14 protein-coding genes are annotated in these 15,853 nt (G+C 56.9%); 6 read left to right on the forward strand and 8 right to left on the reverse strand.

The genetic code is table 11. The features are described from left to right. Positions 1-16: 16 nt before the first annotated feature. On the reverse strand, positions 17-1,003 hold the full coding sequence (locus QRN55_RS04635; RefSeq protein ID WP_284775226.1) for an SMP-30/gluconolactonase/LRE family protein: 987 nt from the start codon (positions 1,001-1,003) through the stop codon (positions 17-19). Next, a complete protein-coding gene (locus QRN55_RS04640; RefSeq protein ID WP_284775228.1) occupies positions 1,000-1,893 on the reverse strand; it encodes a helix-turn-helix domain-containing protein in 894 nt (297 codons plus the stop codon). The genes QRN55_RS04635 and QRN55_RS04640 overlap by 4 nt, the downstream gene beginning before the upstream one ends. A gap of 87 nt (positions 1,894-1,980) precedes the next feature. Between QRN55_RS04640 and QRN55_RS04645 the strand changes: the two genes are divergently transcribed. The 6 genes from QRN55_RS04645 (at position 1,981) to QRN55_RS04670 (ending at position 10,404) form a co-directional block, all read left to right on the forward strand. Next, entirely contained in the window at positions 1,981-3,255 is a 1,275-nt protein-coding gene (locus QRN55_RS04645) for an ABC transporter substrate-binding protein (protein ID WP_284775230.1), read from the forward strand. A gap of 91 nt (positions 3,256-3,346) precedes the next feature. Beyond that, on the forward strand, positions 3,347-4,207 hold the full coding sequence (locus QRN55_RS04650) for a carbohydrate ABC transporter permease (RefSeq protein WP_284775232.1): 861 nt from the start codon (positions 3,347-3,349) through the stop codon (positions 4,205-4,207). Further along, on the forward strand, positions 4,204-5,040 hold the full coding sequence (locus QRN55_RS04655) for a carbohydrate ABC transporter permease (protein ID WP_284775234.1): 837 nt from the start codon (positions 4,204-4,206) through the stop codon (positions 5,038-5,040). The genes QRN55_RS04650 and QRN55_RS04655 overlap by 4 nt, the downstream gene beginning before the upstream one ends. Positions 5,041-5,055: 15 nt before the next feature. Further along, a complete protein-coding gene (locus tag QRN55_RS04660) occupies positions 5,056-6,141 on the forward strand; it encodes an ABC transporter ATP-binding protein (RefSeq protein WP_284775235.1) in 1,086 nt (361 codons plus the stop codon). 39 nt (positions 6,142-6,180) lie between these two features. Further along, positions 6,181-8,187: an aldo/keto reductase gene (locus QRN55_RS04665; protein ID WP_284775238.1), complete on the forward strand. Its 2,007-nt coding sequence runs from the start codon at positions 6,181-6,183 to the stop codon at positions 8,185-8,187. Positions 8,188-8,394: 207 nt separating this feature from the next. After that, positions 8,395-10,404 carry an aq_1923 C-terminal domain gene (locus tag QRN55_RS04670; RefSeq protein WP_284775239.1) on the forward strand — a complete coding sequence of 670 codons (2,010 nt, stop codon included), beginning with the start codon at positions 8,395-8,397 and terminating at the stop codon, positions 10,402-10,404. Positions 10,405-10,478: 74 nt separating this feature from the next. On the opposite strand, the gene QRN55_RS04675 is transcribed toward QRN55_RS04670, so the two are convergent. From QRN55_RS04675 to repC, 6 genes are all read right to left on the reverse strand, one after another. After that, entirely contained in the window at positions 10,479-11,036 is a 558-nt protein-coding gene (locus QRN55_RS04675; RefSeq protein WP_111838729.1) for a fasciclin domain-containing protein, read from the reverse strand. Between the two features lie 113 nt (positions 11,037-11,149). Beyond that, a complete protein-coding gene (locus tag QRN55_RS04680; protein ID WP_284775242.1) occupies positions 11,150-11,866 on the reverse strand; it encodes an anti-sigma factor in 717 nt (238 codons plus the stop codon). Further along, a complete protein-coding gene (locus QRN55_RS04685) occupies positions 11,863-12,402 on the reverse strand; it encodes a sigma-70 family RNA polymerase sigma factor (protein ID WP_284775467.1) in 540 nt (179 codons plus the stop codon). Before QRN55_RS04685 ends, QRN55_RS04680 begins: the two co-directional genes overlap by 4 nt. 247 nt (positions 12,403-12,649) lie before the next feature. Beyond that, the gene (locus QRN55_RS04690) at positions 12,650-13,639 is read right to left on the reverse strand and encodes a Bug family tripartite tricarboxylate transporter substrate binding protein (RefSeq protein WP_284775244.1); all 990 of its coding nucleotides are present in this window, start codon (positions 13,637-13,639) and stop codon (positions 12,650-12,652) included. A gap of 102 nt (positions 13,640-13,741) precedes the next feature. Further along, positions 13,742-14,356 carry a biliverdin-producing heme oxygenase gene (locus tag QRN55_RS04695; protein WP_284775246.1) on the reverse strand — a complete coding sequence of 205 codons (615 nt, stop codon included), beginning with the start codon at positions 14,354-14,356 and terminating at the stop codon, positions 13,742-13,744. A gap of 104 nt (positions 14,357-14,460) precedes the next feature. Next, positions 14,461-15,729 carry a plasmid replication protein RepC gene (gene repC, locus QRN55_RS04700; protein ID WP_284775247.1) on the reverse strand — a complete coding sequence of 423 codons (1,269 nt, stop codon included), beginning with the start codon at positions 15,727-15,729 and terminating at the stop codon, positions 14,461-14,463. Between the last annotated feature and the right edge of the window lie 124 nt (positions 15,730-15,853).

Raw genomic sequence — 15,853 nt, forward strand, 5'->3', positions numbered from 1 at the left:
TTCGCCGAGGTGCTTATCAAGACGCCGCCAAATTGGGATCGGCGCAGACAGCGTCGGCCAATCGAAAGCCGGGACTTGTGTGAGGAAATGCTGTCAGGGCAGCATCTGAAAAGATGGGTTCCGGCGCGCCGCGATGCGGTATTCTTGCCATATATGTCTCCCCTCCCGGCCCCGTGCCGCCCTGCTTGAGGGTCGTGATGAACACGGTGTCGAGATCGGGTCCGATAAAGCACAGGTTCGTCGGGTTCGGTGCGTCCACCTCGATGGCGGCATCGACCTTGCCGTCCGGTGTCAGGCGCAAGACCTTTCCAGAATCCGAGGCTGCGATCCAGTAGCAGCCGTCTGCATCCACGGCAGCTCCGTCCGGTCTTCCGCCCAGCAGGCTTTGGTCAGCAAACAGCCTGCCATTCGACAGGTCGCCGCTGTCTCCATCAAAGTCATAGGCCATGACGTCCGGGTTGCTGGGATAGGAGTCCGAAACATACATAGTTCGTCCATCCAAACTCCAGGCGAGGCCGTTTTGCGTTCGGTAGCGTCCGCCCCGCTCGACCACCCTGCCCTCTTCATCGATGCTGAACAGCGTGCCTAAACCATCTGGAGCAGACGTATCGGGCGCCATCGAGCCCGACCAGAACCGCCCCTGCCTGTCGCAGGCGCCGTCGTTCATGCGCCACCCCGACGATAGTTGCGGGCCGATCCCAAATTCGACTGCGGCGTTATCCTGATCGATCGTTAGTCTTGCAAAGCCTTTATCGGTCGAGGCGATGAATCGACCGCCCGATATCAGGGCAATAGCACCGGGTTTGAGAGGAAGTTGAAATGCTTTCACTTGGCCTGTCGAGAGATAGAACTGATGCACCCGACAGCATGCGTTATCCAGCCATGTGACAGTGGAGCTGGATGCATCCCATACCGGCGATTCTCCCAGAGCGCAGACAGAGCCAGCGATACGTTCGGCCTTGTAGACGGGATAGCTTCCTGACGTTGAACCACCCTCCCTCACTGGAAAAATCCGCTCGAACCGCGCCTGAACCCGGAGGGCGGCATGCCAGCGATCTGGCGAAACGCCTTGTTGAACGCGCTGACGGAGCCGAAGCCGCTTTCCATGGCGATGCTGAGAATGTTGTCCTTGCCGCTGACCAGCATGGCTTGCGCGCGCGAAAGGCGCAGCAACGTCAGGTACTTGATCAACGTCATGCCGGTGGATTTTCGAAAGACATTCATCGCATATTTGGGATGAAGATTGGCGGCCCGGGCAATATCGGTTGCGTCGATATCTTCGAGAAAATTGGCGGCGATGTAGTCGCACATCCTGACGACGGCGCCAGAGGCAGAATTTTCGTGAACATTCGCCTGATGATCGCCCGAGGTTGGCGAGATGACGCTGTAGGGCTCCAGAAACATGCGCTCCACCCGCAGCATCAACTCCTCGACAGCATTCTGAGCCTTGGCGGCATCGCCTGATTTGACATAGCGCTGCCATCTCGCAAAATTCTCGTCATCGGCCTTTCCGGTGTTGTGCGTCAGCATGGTCGCTCCACCCATCAGCATCGCAGATACGGCGGCGGGAAGACGCATGCGGAAGAAGTGGAAGAGCGGCAGATGGGCTCCGGCGTAAAAGGAATCCTCCGACGACACGTCCATCTGATGGGGCTGACCACCCCAGAACAGACACATCTGCCCGGCGCCCATGCTGAAACTGTGATCGCCCATGCGGTAGTGCACACTGCCGGACATGACGTAGTTGATCTCCACCTGCGCATGCCAGTGCGGCATCAGCATAATGGGCGGGTGCGCATAGAAAAACTGCAGCGTTGTCGGCCACCCTTCGATGCTGCTGGCACCCGGCTGGTAGAAGGCTCTTTCCTCGATCTTACTTTTCGACAATTTCACGTTCCCATTTTACGAGACAGATTTCGTCACGACGCTAATCTGCACATGTTCGCTAAAGAACGGCAATTGAAAAAAGGGAGGTTTTCAATGTGCTATAAAATCACGGGCGCTGCGGTATCGCTCGCCCTGCTCGCAGCCACACCAGCTGCCGCACAATCTACGACAATTCGAATCTGGAGCTGGGATGTCGCCGCGTCATCGTTGCGCGCTGTGGCCGAAGACTTCAACAAGACGAACCCCGACATCAAGATCGATGTGCAGGATCTTGGAAACAACCAGGTCTACGACAAGGCAATCGCTGCCTGTGCGGCTGGGGGAGAGGGCCTGCCGGATATCGTGACAGTTGAAAATTTCGAGGCCGAAGTCTTCTGGAGCCGTTTTCCAGATTGCTTCACGGACGTGACCGCGCTGGGTTACACGCCTGAAAAGCAAGCGCTTTTCCCCGAATTCAAACGCACCGAACTCGAAGTCGATGGTGTGGCCTATGCCGTGCCATGGGATTCCGGTCCGGTCGCCGTGTTCTACCGCCGGGATTTCTACGAGAAAGCCGGTGTTGACCCGGCAACCATCAAGACATGGGATGATTTCATCGCTGCTGGCAAGAAGGTCATGGAAGCCAACCCCGGCACGGTAATGACCCAGGCTGATTTCAACGGCGACAGCGAATGGTTTCGCATGATGGCCAACGAACAGGGCTGCGGTTACTTTTCGACAGACGGCCAAAACATTACCGTCAACCAGCCCGCCTGCGTTGCCACGCTGGAAAAACTGAAGCAGATGAAGGATGCCGGTATCATAACGGCGGCCATCTGGGACGAGAAAATCCAGGCCAACACGGCAGGCAAGGTTGCCAGCCAGATGTATGGCGGCTGGTATGAGGGCTCCATCCGGTCCAACTCGCCTGACTTGTCCGGCAAATGGGGTGTCTATCCTATGCCGAGCCTGACGGCGGATGGACCGCATGCCGCAAACCTTGGCGGTTCTTCACTGGCCATCAGTTCCGTTTCCGAAAACAAGGAAGCCGCCTGGAAATTCGTCGATTACGCGCTGACGACGAGCGAGGGGCAGGTGAAAATGCTGAAATCCTTCGGCCTCGTTCCATCTCTGCTGTCTGCTGTGAACGATCCCTTCGTCAAGGAACCGCAGCCCTATTGGGGCGGGCAGGCCGTCTGGGCCGATATTCTGGCGACCCTGCCGAAGATCGTTCCAAGCCGTGGCACCGCTTTCCAGTCGGACGCCGAAGGCATCTACCGCGCAACGCAGACCAAGTATCTGGCGGGTGGCTTCCCGGATGCAAAGACCGCACTCGACGATGCTGCAAAGCAGATCGAAGCGGCCACGGGCCTGACGACCGCGCAATAAATCTCCCAAGCCTGAACCAGAGCCGGGCGCCCTTCGATGGGGCGCCCGGAAGGTTCGGTAAAATTTCATCATCATGCTCAGGGAGGTTGAGATGCCGCTAAGGACCAAGGTCGCCTATGCGTTTCTGGCGCCCTATCTTTTGATCTTCACCACGTTCTGGCTCTGGCCGATCATCAATTCGTTTCTCTTGTCCTTCCAGAACACGCGCATCAATCCGTGGCGCTTTGCGCCGACCATGAACTGGGGTCGTCTGGTCGGTGATCCCGCATTTTACAACGCGCTTTATAACACGCTGATCATTCTGGTCATCCAGGTTCCGGTGATGATCGCGCTTGCGACCGTGATGGCTGTTCTTCTGAATTCGCCGCTGCTGAAGGCGCGTCCGCTTTATCGTTTCGCCTTCTTCGCGCCGGTCGTGGTTGGAGAAGTGGCCTATGCCGCTGTCTTCCGGCTGATGTTCAGCGCCGATTTCGGCGTCATCAACAAAATGCTCGTGACGGTCGGCCTCTCGCCCATCGCATGGTTCGACAATGCCACCGCGGCCATGGCGCTGATCATCATCGCGGTCACGTGGCGCTGGGCGGGATACAACGCCATCATCATCCTCGCCGGACTGCAATCCATTCCCGGTGATGTCTATGAGGCCGCGCGGCTGGACCGGGTCAGCAAGCGTCAGCAGTTCTTCCACATCACACTGCCCCTTCTCAAACCCATCATCATCTTTTGCGTCGTGCTGTCCGTCATCGGCACCATGCAACTCTTCACCGAGCCGTTCCTCATCACCAACAGAGGCGGTCCCGGCGGCGGAACAGAAACGCTCGGCATCTTCCTCTATCGCCAAGGCTTCACCTCGCTCAACTTCGGCTATGCCTCGGCAATCGCCTACACGATCGCGGCGCTGGCCATCTTCATATCGATGTTCAATCTCTGGTTCGGGAGGGAACGGACATGAACTCGAAATCAAGATCGCTTCTCTGGCAAAAGATCGCCCTGCATGCGGCATTGACGCCGCTTGCGCTGATCTGGTTGTTTCCGCTGTGGATGATGTTCGTCTTCTCCACCATGCCGGATAACGGCATTTTCAGCCCCAACATCGAACTCATGCCCTCCACCCATTTCGTGGAGAACTTCCGCAACCTCCAGGCTGACACCAACTTTCTGAGGGCCATGTTCATCTCGATCACGGTCGCGGTGATCTACACCTTTCTCTCGGTCATGCTGACATCGATGGCCGGGTGGGCCCTCGCCCGCTATCGCTTCGCCGGGCGCTCTGTCGTCGTCGCGATCATTTTGGGGACGATCACCCTGCCCTATGCGGTCGTCGTCATCCCGCAATTCATCATGGTCGCGCGCGAGTTCAAGATGGCCAATAGCTGGGTCGCGCTCATCGTACCGCCGCTCTTCAATTCGCTTGGCGTGCTCTTCATGCGGCAATCCTTCTCGATGATGCCGGGCGAGCTCTTCGATGCTGCACGGGTGGAAGGTGTCAAGGAGTGGCAAATCTTCCTGCGCATCGCCCTGCCGCTGGCCCGCCCCACCATGGCGGCGCTGTCCATCATTCTGTTTCTCGCCTCATGGAACAACTATCTCTGGCCGCTGCTCATTAATTCCCGTCCGGGCATGATGACGGCACCGGTAGCGCTCGGCACCCTGATCGGGCTGACCAAGGTCTCCTGGGGCGGGATCATGGCGGGCGCCATGTTGCTGACAGCACCCATTCTCATCATCTTCGTGGTCCTGCAGCGCCACTTCATCGCCGGCATTTCCGCCGGCGCCGTCAAGTAATCCGGGAGGAGCCGCATGGCGGGACTTTCACTCAAAAATGTCGTCAAACGTTACGGTGCTCTCGAGATCATCCACGGCGCCAATCTCGATATCGAAGACGGCGAATTCGTCGTCTTCGTCGGCCCCTCGGGCTGCGGCAAGTCCACCTTGCTCAGAATGATTGCCGGTCTCGAGGACATATCCAGCGGAGATATCAGCATCGGCGGCACGGTGGTCAACGATGCCGAACCGGCTGACCGCGGCATCGCCATGGTCTTTCAGTCCTACGCGCTCTATCCGCACATGACCGTCGAGGAAAATCTGTCATTCGGTCTGCGGATGAACGGAAATCCGAAGGCAGACACCGATGGCCGGGTCAGCCGTGCCGCCGAGATATTGCAGATAAACGAGTTGATGAAGCGCAGGCCAAAGCAGCTTTCGGGCGGGCAAAGGCAGCGCGTCGCCATCGGTCGCGCCATCGTGCGCCAGCCGCAGGTGTTTCTGTTCGATGAGCCGCTGTCCAATCTCGATGCCGAATTGCGCGTTCAGATGCGGGTGGAAATCTCCAAGCTGCACAAGCAGTTGGGGACCACGATGATCTATGTGACCCATGACCAGACTGAAGCAATGACGCTTGCTGACAAGATCGTGGTGCTGCGCAAAGGCAATATCGAGCAGATCGGCGCGCCGCTCGATCTTTACGACGACCCGGAAAACAGCTTCGTGGCGGGCTTTGTCGGCTCGCCCAAGATGAATTTTCTGCCCGGCAAGATCGTGACAGAAAGCGCGCAGGGCGTGACGGTCAATCTGGACCATGCACCATCCGTATCGCTGACGCTGCCGATCACCGCACGACCCGGCGAAGGAGCGCCTGTAACCCTCGGCATCCGCCCGGAGCATTTCAAGAGTGCGGGCGATGGCGCCACCGATCTCACTGTTGAGGTCGATGTCGCCGAACATCTGGGCAACACCAGCTACGTCTATGCGCATCTGGCTCATGACCTTCCCCTGATCATCGAGCGGCCCGAATCCCGCCATGTCGGCAAGCTCGACCGGCTGACCGTGTCGATATCTGCCGAAAAAACCTTTCTCTTCGACAGCGATGGCAAGCGCCTTCGCTGAAAACACCGCATCTCAAGACCCACGTAAATGAGGAATATCATGCCCGACTTTCAAACCGTCCGCTGGGGCATTATCGGACCCGGCACAATCGCAAAGACCTTTGCCGAGGGCATTGCCCATTCCAAAACAGGAAAACTCGTGGCGATTGCGTCACGAAACCCGGATCGTCCGGGCCTTAGCGACGGTTTTCCCGGTGCGCGCATCATCAATGGCTATGACGCCCTGCTTTTCGATCCCGAAATCGATGCCGTCTATATCGCCACGCCCCATACCAGCCACGCGGAATGGGCCATCAAGGCGATACGAGCAGGCAAGCATGTACTGGTGGAAAAGCCCATCGCGCTGACGGCCTATGATGCCGAGGCGATCTTCCACGAAGCTAAGAAGGTAGGTGTTTTTGCCGGTGAAGCCTATATGTACCGACTGCATCCGCAGACCGCGAAAATTGTGGAGCTGGTCAAAAGCGGTACGATTGGTGATGTCAGGATCATTCGCTCCAGTTTCGGCTTCAACATGGGAAGTTTCCGGGCCGACCACCGCCTGTTCGCCAATGACAGCGCAGGCGGCGGCATTCTCGATGTCGGCGGTTATCCGGTCTCCATGGCGCGGCTGATCGCCGGTGCAACTGCCGGTCAGCCCTTCCTTGAGCCGATTAAAGTGGCGGGCGTTGCTCATCTCGGACAATCCGGTGTCGATGAGTGGGCTTCCGCAATCCTGAAGTTTCCAAACGAGATCATCGCGGAAGTGTCCTGCTCGATCATGGCCAATCAGGACAATGTGCTGCGCATCATCGGATCGGAAGGTCGGATCGAGGTTCAGGATTTCTGGTTTGCATCCGGCCACAAGGGCGGCGTCGGCAAAATCGAGGTCTTCAAAGGCAAGGGCGAGCACCAGACGATCGAAGTCGATGAAGATCGTTGGCTCTATTCATTCGAGGTGGATGCTGCCGGAGAGGCCATCCGCAACAACGCGTCGGAATTCGCCCATCCCGGCATGAACTGGGCCGACAGTCTCGGCAATCTCAGGGTCATGGACCAGTGGCGTGCATCGGTCGGTTTGGAGTACGGCGTGGAAACTGCGGCCAAGCGTGTCCTCAATATCGCCGGTGGAAAGGTCGCTCCTGGAAATTCCGTGCCGAAGCGGCAGATACCCGGGCTTTCGAAGCCGGCTTCCGTCGTTGCGCTCGGCTTCGAATTCTTCCCCAATTTCGCTGCCGCATCGCTTACCCTCGACACATATTACGAGGCGGGCGGCAATCTCTTCGACACGGCCTTCGTCTATGGCGGCGGCAAAACGGAAGCCATCTTCGGCGATTGGCATACGAGCCGCAACGTGCCACGCGAAGATATCGTGCTGATCGGCAAAGGCGCGCATTCCCCGCTCTGCTACCCTGATATCATCACCAAACAGCTGGATCAGTCTCTCGACCGACTGAAAACCGATTACGTCGATGTCTACTTCATGCACCGCGACAATACGGACGTGCCGGTTGGCGAATTCGTGGATGCGATGGATGCCGAGGTCAAACGCGGTCGTATCAGAGGCATCTTCGGTGGCTCCAACTGGACACGCCAGCGCATGGACGAAGCAATCTCCTATGCGCAGAAAACGGGGAAGACAGCGCCCGCCGCACTTTCCAACAATTTCTCGCTGGCCGAGATGCTGGACCCGATCTGGGCCGGATGCGTGGCAGCCTCCGACGAACCGTGGAAGGAGTGGGCTAGGGAGCGGCAGATACCAAACTTCGCATGGTCCAGTCAGGGGCGCGGCTTCTTCACCGACCGGGCAGGCCGCGACAAGCGTGACGATGAGGAGATCGTGCGCGTCTGGTATTCGGAGCGCAATTTTGAGCGTCGCGACAGGGCAATCGAGCTCGCAAAACAGCTTGGCCGAAACCCGATCCATATCGCGCTTGCCTACGTCATTGCCCAGCCCTTCCCTGTGCTGCCGCTGATCGGCCCGCGCACCATCGCCGAGCTGGAAGACAGCCTTTCCGCGCTCGACATCAAGCTGACGCCCGAACAGGTTCGCTGGCTTGAGGCGTGATGCCTGATCCAGCGCTGTAAAAGAGACAACAACCAGCCAAAGCCGTGGCTGGTTGTTCTCCTTGACGCTGGTGATTTAGGTGGCTGGCGTAGGTGGGATAACCCCCTCGAACAATTACCAACCCTTCCGGCAGCGGCCACTTGCGCAGCAACTTTAGCATGCCTAAAAGAGGCGAAGTCTCAATCAGCGTCGAATAGGACCAACTTCGTGGAACAGGCAAATACCCAAAACGGCAAGAGCCGCTCCAAGGCTTTGTGGGCAACGGTCGCGATTCTGGCGATTGCAGCCGGAGGTGTCGTGGGGGCTAAAGCCTTCTACCAATCGAAAGTCAACGAACTGGTCGCTCGCAGCGGCGCAACGACCGGTTCCGTAGAGGTCGATTTTCTCGGTCAGGTTCATATTCGTGATCTGACACTCCCGCTTCAAGATGGCAAAAACATCCGCATTGCCGCTGTTGACGGTCGTCCAAAGCTTCCCTTTTTGGATGGCGCACTGGAGTTGAGCAACATCGATATCGATGTGCCGACCGGCAAAATCTCGATGCCCCATGCACGCGTAGAAAACGCCGCCTTCGAGAAAGTTTCTGCGACATCCGACGAGGCGAACGCCCATTCTCTGTCCAGACGTATCGAAGGCTTTTCCGCGAGCCGAATTTCGACGCCTGACGTCACGCTCACGCAGTCCATCGCGACGACCGAGCAAAAGACGATCTACAAAGATGTTGCGTTTTCCGACATCGCAGATGGCCGCATCGCGCGCTATTCCAGTGATACTGGCAGTTACGATATCAAGATGAGCCTGCCGGATGCCAACGGGGCAATGGCGGAAAAGCACGTGGTCGTTTCGACAGGTGCTATCACCGGTCAGGACTTCGATCTTGCTTATCTCGCCCGCCTCTACACGGAAAAAGCTGGTCCTGACGACAAGGAACCGAAGCCCCTCTACGGCCCTCTGTCCATCAAGAACGTTTCTTTCAAGGAAGGCGATAGCCAGTTCAGCTATGACGAAATCCGCAGCGATGGTTTTACCGCCCGCATGCCGGCCGAACCGCTTCTGGACACCTTGAAGGAACTGACGACAACCAAAAAACCGGACGAACTGTCACCGCAGGAGCGTCAGGCACTGGTTGCCAAGGCCGTCTCCCTCGCTGACATGATTGGCAAGAGCAACATTCAGTTGCTCGGCCTCAAGGCGGAAGGACCGGATACAAGCGCCGGGTCCACGGGCAAACGGATCAAGGCGTCCGTCGATCGTCTCGAGATGCAGATGGATAACCGCAAGCTAGATTTCGGCCTTCACGGCATGTCCTTTGGCAGTGGCGACGACAGGATCGAAGTCGCCGAGGCCAGCCTAAAGGGCTTTGACTGGGGTTCTACACTGGAGAGTCTGACCCAAATCGTCGGGCTCGATGAAACACAAATCCAGAACCTCCCCTTCAATCGCCTGATACCGGAGCTGGGCAAGGTCCGCGTCGCTGGTATCAACGTCGATTTCATCGCGCCTGAAACGGCTGGAGAAGAGCCAGCCGGAGCGCCTGAGCGGGTCAAGTTCGCGCTGAAGAATTTCGAAATGGGACTGACGAAGCCCTTCAACGGCATCCCCACCGATATCGAGATCAAGCAGGACGATCTCACGGTTCCGATCCCGGCGGATTCGACGGACGAAGCTTTCGTCGAGGCGCGCAAGCTGGGTCTCGAATCTTTCACAATGTCCTATGCGCTTTCTAGTGGCTGGGACCAGCCTAACAACAATCTGGTGATCCGGCAGATCTCGCTGAGCGGCAAGGAATTCGGCAGCATCAATGTCTCAGGTCTGATCAGCGGCTTCACGGAAGAATTTTTCGCCTTCGACACGGGCCGCGCTCAGGCCGCACTCTTCGGCCTCGCCGGTCGCGAAATGACATTCACGATCAAGGACGAAGGCATGATGGCCAAGGCGATCAAGCTTTATGCCCTTCAAAACCAGGTCACCGAAGATGAAGTGCGGGGCTTGATGGCGTTGGTGGTGAACGTGACGCTTCAACAGCTCGCAGCCGAACAACCAAAGCTGCGCAGTGCGGTCGATGCACTTTTGCGCTTCATCAGCACACCGGGAACGCTCACGGTCACGGTCAAATCCAATGGCCCCAATGGCCTGGGTCTGCTTGACCTCGTCGCAGCGTCAAACGATCCGCTGCTTCTTCTGGACAAGGTCGATATTCAGGCAACAGCCGAGTAAACCGGCTGGCATTTTAGAGTTGCAACACGGCACCAAGCGTTTGGGGGAACGCATGGTGCCGTGTGCCGCAGGTTCTACATCTTAGGCAGCAGAACCTTGTCGATGACGTGGATGACGCCATTCGATTGCTTCACATCGGCGATGGTGACATGCGCCACGGTGCCGTTTTCGTCGGTCAACGTGATCTTGTTCATGCTTTCTTTGGCCTTCAGAATGCAGCCACCAACCGTTTTCACGTCGTGGGTGCCGCCATCATCCTTGATCATCTTTTCGATAGCCTTTGACATGGCGTCAGCAGCAACGACGTGACAGGTGAGGATTTTGGTCAGCTTGGCCTTGTTTTCAGGCTTCAACAACGTTTCGACGGTGCCCTTTGGCAAGGCAGCGAAGGCTTCGTTGGTGGGTGCAAACACCGTGAACGGGCCCTTGCCCTCCAGTGTCTCGACCAGACCGGCGGCCTTGACGGCAGCGACCAGCGTCGTGTGATCCTTGGAGTTGACGGCGTTTTCAACGATGTTCTTGTTTTCATACATGGCAGCGCCACCGACCATCGGGTTCTTGGCTTGTGCTGCAAATGCGACGGTCGAAACGGCTGCGGCAAGCGCGATCATGCGCAGGCTGGACTTCATCATGGCGTTATCTCCTCTGGTTCCGCCAATCGTCACGAGCGTTTTTGCAAGTGACGTATCCGGTACATGAGAAACTACGGATGATGTTCAGCCAAAGTTTCAGCCTTTATACTTTTTTAAAGCTGGCGCGTCGCTCCACTGGCAAGGATGGGTCCCGTCGGCTTGCCGGTGGGAGATCCGCCATAGGGTTCAAGACTGACGGCCAGTGTCACACCATCGCGCATCTGGTCCCGCATATCGACGGGAATGATCATCTCAGCATCGCTTTTCGGATCGAAAACGCCCAAGGAATGGGGCGTACCATCCGGTTTGACCATCCACAGTTCCAGAGACTTCTGCGACGCCTCACCAGCCGCCATCGGCGTCATCGCCATCCGCCCGGAGCCCGCATCATAGGACACCATCAGCGCCATGGGAGCGTCTGGGGATGAAAGCTCTGCCATGTATGAAACACGCGATTGCTGGGGCAATGTTATGAAGGAGACAGCCGCGATGATTGCACAGGCCGTCGTCAGCGCGCTGAGCCCACGCCAGAATACAAGCGACCCCCACAGGGATGGCACGAGACCCCGCCCAGCCGCGCCGGTCTGTTCAAACAGGCGGGCCTCAATGGCTGTATAGGTCGAAGCATTCGGCGAAACAGGCTGATAGTCTTCATTCAGACTTGAAAACCGTGCTTCCCACTGATGGACCTGCTGGGCGAATGCATCATCGGAACGCATGCGTCTTTCCACCTGCTGGCGGTCGCTGAGGGACAGCACGCCAAGCACATACTCGGCAACGATGATATCGTCCCGGTGAATGTCTCCATTGCTGTCGTCAGGTTCTGTCATCGCTCCATGCACTCTTTCAGCTTGATGAGGCTGCGCCTCAACCATGTTCGCATCGTATTCAAGGGTACGGCATAACTCTCGGCAAGCTCTTGATAGGTCATGCCCTCCAGATAGGCCTGTCGAACGGCTTTTGCCTTGTTGTCCTCCAACTCGCCGAGACAGAGGTCAATTCCCCGGCCCGTGTCCTTGTACAGCAGCGTCTGCTCCGGGTCGGGCGCAGTTTCGACCAGTTCCGGGCCGTCGCTCAGTTCACTGGCAACGGGTTTGCGCGCCCTGATCATGTCAATGGCTGTGTTGCGGGCAATTGCTGCCATCCATATCTCGGCTGTTCCGGTCACGGCGGAAAACTGCCGCGCACGCTGCCATATCTTTACATAGACCTCCTGCAACGCTTCATCGGCGTCCGTGCGGTCTTTGAGTATACGAAGGCATATGGAGAAAAGTTTCGGGCTCGTTCGCGTGTAGAGCGAAGCGAATGCTTTCCGATCAGACAGAGCAACAAGGCCGATCACCGTATCAAGATCGTCTCGCCGCATTTCCATGCCCACCAAAGCGCCACTATGGCCTGCAAGCTGGCAGGGAAACCGTAAAAAGGCAAGCACTCATGCCGTTGCAGCCCATCCAGACTGGGAGCGTGCTATTCGGGACATTACTGGGATATGCATTAACCGCCATCTGGGGACTGGAGCAGACTGTCGCATATGGAACAGCATGCAGACCAGCCCGGAAAACCGGGCCGATCATCTTCATGACCTTGGCGCTACGCCTATCTTCGACGCAGCGTCAGTCCATCTGAACGTTTGCGTCCTTAACGACCGGTCCCCACTTTGCGATTTCTTCTGAGACGTGGGTCTTCAATTCTTCCGGTGTCGATGCGACAATCTGGGCGCTGAAATCGGCCATGCGAGCGGCAACGCCGGGATCTGCGAGTGCTTTTTTCGCAGCCGCATTCAGCCGGTCTATGGCTTCCGTTGGCGTCCCGGTGGGCGCAAACAGTGCGTTCCAGGTGTAGGTCTCATAGCCGGGCACGGTTTCGGCAATCGTCGGTACGTCAGAGAAGGACGATGCTCTTTCCGCGGTGGTCACGCCCAGTGCACGTAATGTGCCGGATTTGATGTGTCCCGATGACGACGGAAGATTGTCGAACATGATGGAAACCTGGTTTCCAAGGAGATCGTTCAACGCAGGACCGGACCCCTTGTAGGGAACGTGCTGCATCGAAACGCCTGTCATGCTCTTGAACAGCTCACCCGACAGGTGAAGCGGGGTGCCGTTACCGGAGGAGGCATAAGCATATTTGTCCGGCTCAGCCTTCAGCAGCGCGACCAATTCGGCAACCGTGTTCACCGGAAGCTGCGGATTGACCACCAGTACATTGGGAACGACAACCAGCAGCGAGATCGGGGCGAAGTCTTTTTCGGGATCATAGGGCTTGGTTTTGAGGATGAGAGGGTTGAGCGCGTGGGTTGCGACCGTGCCCATCAGCACCGTGTATCCGTCCGGCTCGGCTCTGGCGACCCTGTCGGCACCGAGATTGCCGCCTGCCCCTGCGATATTTTCAACGATGACCTGCTGCCCCAGATCATCCCCCATTTTCTGCGCGATAACGCGGGCAACCACATCGGTCGAACCACCCGCAGCGAAAGGAACAACGAGCGTTATTGCCCGGTCTGGAAAACCCTGCGCGTGAGCCGCAGTGCCCACCGAGAAAAGTGAGACTGCGGACGCGGCAAGCGCCATGGCAGTGCGCCGTGTAATAAGTCGATACGTCATTGAACCTCCTATGAGTGGCCTCCCCGCCACCGGGCCATAGTAGCTCAACCTGTGCTGAGGGCAAGCTAGAGCTTATCCGTGGCTACAACCATCACCGGATCGTCAGATCATCATTCGCTTGGCATGCTCGTGAACCGCGCGGAATGCGGCCTCGGCACCGGCAATGGCACGGTCTTCTTCTTCTGCGGTGAGTTCAATGGCGTCAAGCGCTGCAACAAAGGTGCGCCAATGCAGACCACGCCCTTTCGGTGCCCCAGCCAGATGGCGTGCGCCAAAGGTTTCGTCGAGCCCAAGCTTGGCTGCATCCTTCAACAGAAAAGCAGCACCGAGGTTCGATCCTTCAATGACATAGAGCCATCCCAAAGCCTCTGGTAGGTCGAAATCCGCGTCATCGATGGTGAGCCGCGTGGCCTGTGTTTCCGGTGTCGAAATGCTCAGATCGTTCAAGTCCTGCACGATAAAAGCCAGTCGCCTGCGGCCCTTCAAATCCGGCAGAAGCCCGTCCAGTGTTTCGTTCGAGAACAAAGCATCAAGATCACTGTGAAAGAGGTACTGGGTCTGGACGAACTTGCCAAAATTTTCACGGCTTTCGAAAGGTTTTGCAGCCATGATGAAGCCGTCCAGCGCCTCGTGAGCACCCCGTGTCGCTGCTTTCAGGCGCTTGGTGCGGCTTGGTTCCATGTGGTGCACGTCTACGGCCAGTCCGGCAGCGGTCATCGGTTCTTCCTCGTCATCTTCGTTCCAGCCGACATAAAAATCTTTCAGTTGTGAGTCAACATTTATTACTGACTTCACGTAGTGGGTCACTCATCCAGTTTTCGCTATTGCAAGCGAGGCTCAAACTTCGATGATAATTGTGTCCGTAACAACGCCATCAGCATGGGTTTGATCGAGAATTGGCGGGATAGCGCTTTTTCCGTCAGCGTTCGCAGATAACCGCCCGGAGATTGGATGGTTGCTGATTTCTCGAGTATACACGCTAAGATTGCTGTTGCTGCATGCACGCCCATGGCTCTTTCCGCGTCATCATAGGCCGACTGGCTGATCGACAGCATCTTTCTGACCACTTTACCGGCGTGTTGCATCTCCTGCCAGCTTCTGACAGCGCCATTCGGGCCATAGAGCGATATTTCCGGGCATGCTTTGATTACAGTCTGGAGGTCGAAGCCTTCTGTTCTGGCGACAGATTTGGTCTGTGTGCTGGTAGCTTCATCCAGTTTTTTAAAAGCTGAGTTCGTTTCCACAGGCTGCGCGTTTTCAGCTGTTCCCACAGAATTATCCACATGCTCCGTTTCAAAAATAGATTCGGATTCTGAACTCTGTATAAGCCGCTCATTTTGATAGGCATTGGCGCTTATTTTTTGAATTTCTATGTGTTTTTCCAGTCGGTTAGCCATCTCATTGCGCAAAATCGTCAAATCTTCGAGTACGAGCGTCAGATGTGGCGCTTTCGATTTGCGATCCAAGGACGATTTGAGCGTGAAATAGCGCGTTTGAAACTTTGCCCAGTCACCGTCTGCGTTTTCCTCAAGTGCGATTTCGGCAAATTTGATGATGTCGCGTCGGCACAAACTGATTTTTTCACGCAGGCGCTGAAGCTCGAGCCTGTCATCGACGACCTGTCTTGCAATGGCTTGGATCTCGTCTGCACGGGTGATCAGTGGCGCGAGTGAAAAACCGAAGGCATCGCTGATACCGCCGCTTCGATCTTTGCGCGCATAACGCTTCCCGTTGGGACTATCCTTGCGCAGAATAAGACCGGCATCGACCAGGGCTGCGAGGTGACGCCGCAACGTTTGCTCTGGCATGCCGTGGGCGCGAAGGGAAAGTTGCTGGTTGGACGGAAAGACGACTAAGCCATTTTCTTCCGACAGCTCTGCCTTTGGATAAAAGCTGATCAGAGCGTTCAGGACCGCCAGCGATCTATCGCTTACGCCCAGCAGAGGTCGTGCTTCGCAAGTCGCGCGAAACATCTTCCATTTGTCGATGGACCTGTTGGGGTCGACCGTTTTCGATGCGAACTGACTTGCCAAACGGCCAAGGGATAACCCCCGCCGCCCGAAAGGCGTCGCTACAATATCGCTATTCATGTCTCTCACCTTCAAAAAGGCAAAAGAAAATCGCTCACCGAAGAAATATCGATGCCAAGACTCTTGACTATGATTCGCGGAAATGAGATTCTTTGGTTGCTTAGATCAAAGAAAGGCTTCCGTG

Source organism: Agrobacterium sp. lyk4-40-TYG-31, assembly GCF_030209855.1.
In the GTDB taxonomy this organism is placed as follows: domain Bacteria; phylum Pseudomonadota; class Alphaproteobacteria; order Rhizobiales; family Rhizobiaceae; genus Agrobacterium; species Agrobacterium vaccinii.

What these genes read in the sequence shown, in the direction of transcription:
- QRN55_RS04685 (WP_284775467.1), bottom strand. Translation starts at nt 12,402, where the DNA reads ATGCGGCGAGACGATCTTGATACGGTGATCGGCCTTGTTGCTCTGTCT.
- QRN55_RS04695 (WP_284775246.1), bottom strand. Translation starts at nt 14,356, where the DNA reads ATGACCGCTGCCGGACTGGCCGTAGACGTGCACCACATGGAACCAAGC.
- QRN55_RS04690 (WP_284775244.1), bottom strand. Translation starts at nt 13,639, where the DNA reads ATGACGTATCGACTTATTACACGGCGCACTGCCATGGCGCTTGCCGCG.
- QRN55_RS04680 (WP_284775242.1), bottom strand. Translation starts at nt 11,866, where the DNA reads ATGACAGAACCTGACGACAGCAATGGAGACATTCACCGGGACGATATC.
- QRN55_RS04665 (WP_284775238.1), top strand. Translation starts at nt 6,181, where the DNA reads ATGCCCGACTTTCAAACCGTCCGCTGGGGCATTATCGGACCCGGCACA.
- repC (WP_284775247.1), bottom strand. Translation starts at nt 15,729, where the DNA reads ATGAATAGCGATATTGTAGCGACGCCTTTCGGGCGGCGGGGGTTATCC.
- QRN55_RS04660 (WP_284775235.1), top strand. Translation starts at nt 5,056, where the DNA reads ATGGCGGGACTTTCACTCAAAAATGTCGTCAAACGTTACGGTGCTCTC.
- QRN55_RS04650 (WP_284775232.1), top strand. Translation starts at nt 3,347, where the DNA reads ATGCCGCTAAGGACCAAGGTCGCCTATGCGTTTCTGGCGCCCTATCTT.
- QRN55_RS04655 (WP_284775234.1), top strand. Translation starts at nt 4,204, where the DNA reads ATGAACTCGAAATCAAGATCGCTTCTCTGGCAAAAGATCGCCCTGCAT.
- QRN55_RS04675 (WP_111838729.1), bottom strand. Translation starts at nt 11,036, where the DNA reads ATGATGAAGTCCAGCCTGCGCATGATCGCGCTTGCCGCAGCCGTTTCG.
- QRN55_RS04645 (WP_284775230.1), top strand. Translation starts at nt 1,981, where the DNA reads ATGTGCTATAAAATCACGGGCGCTGCGGTATCGCTCGCCCTGCTCGCA.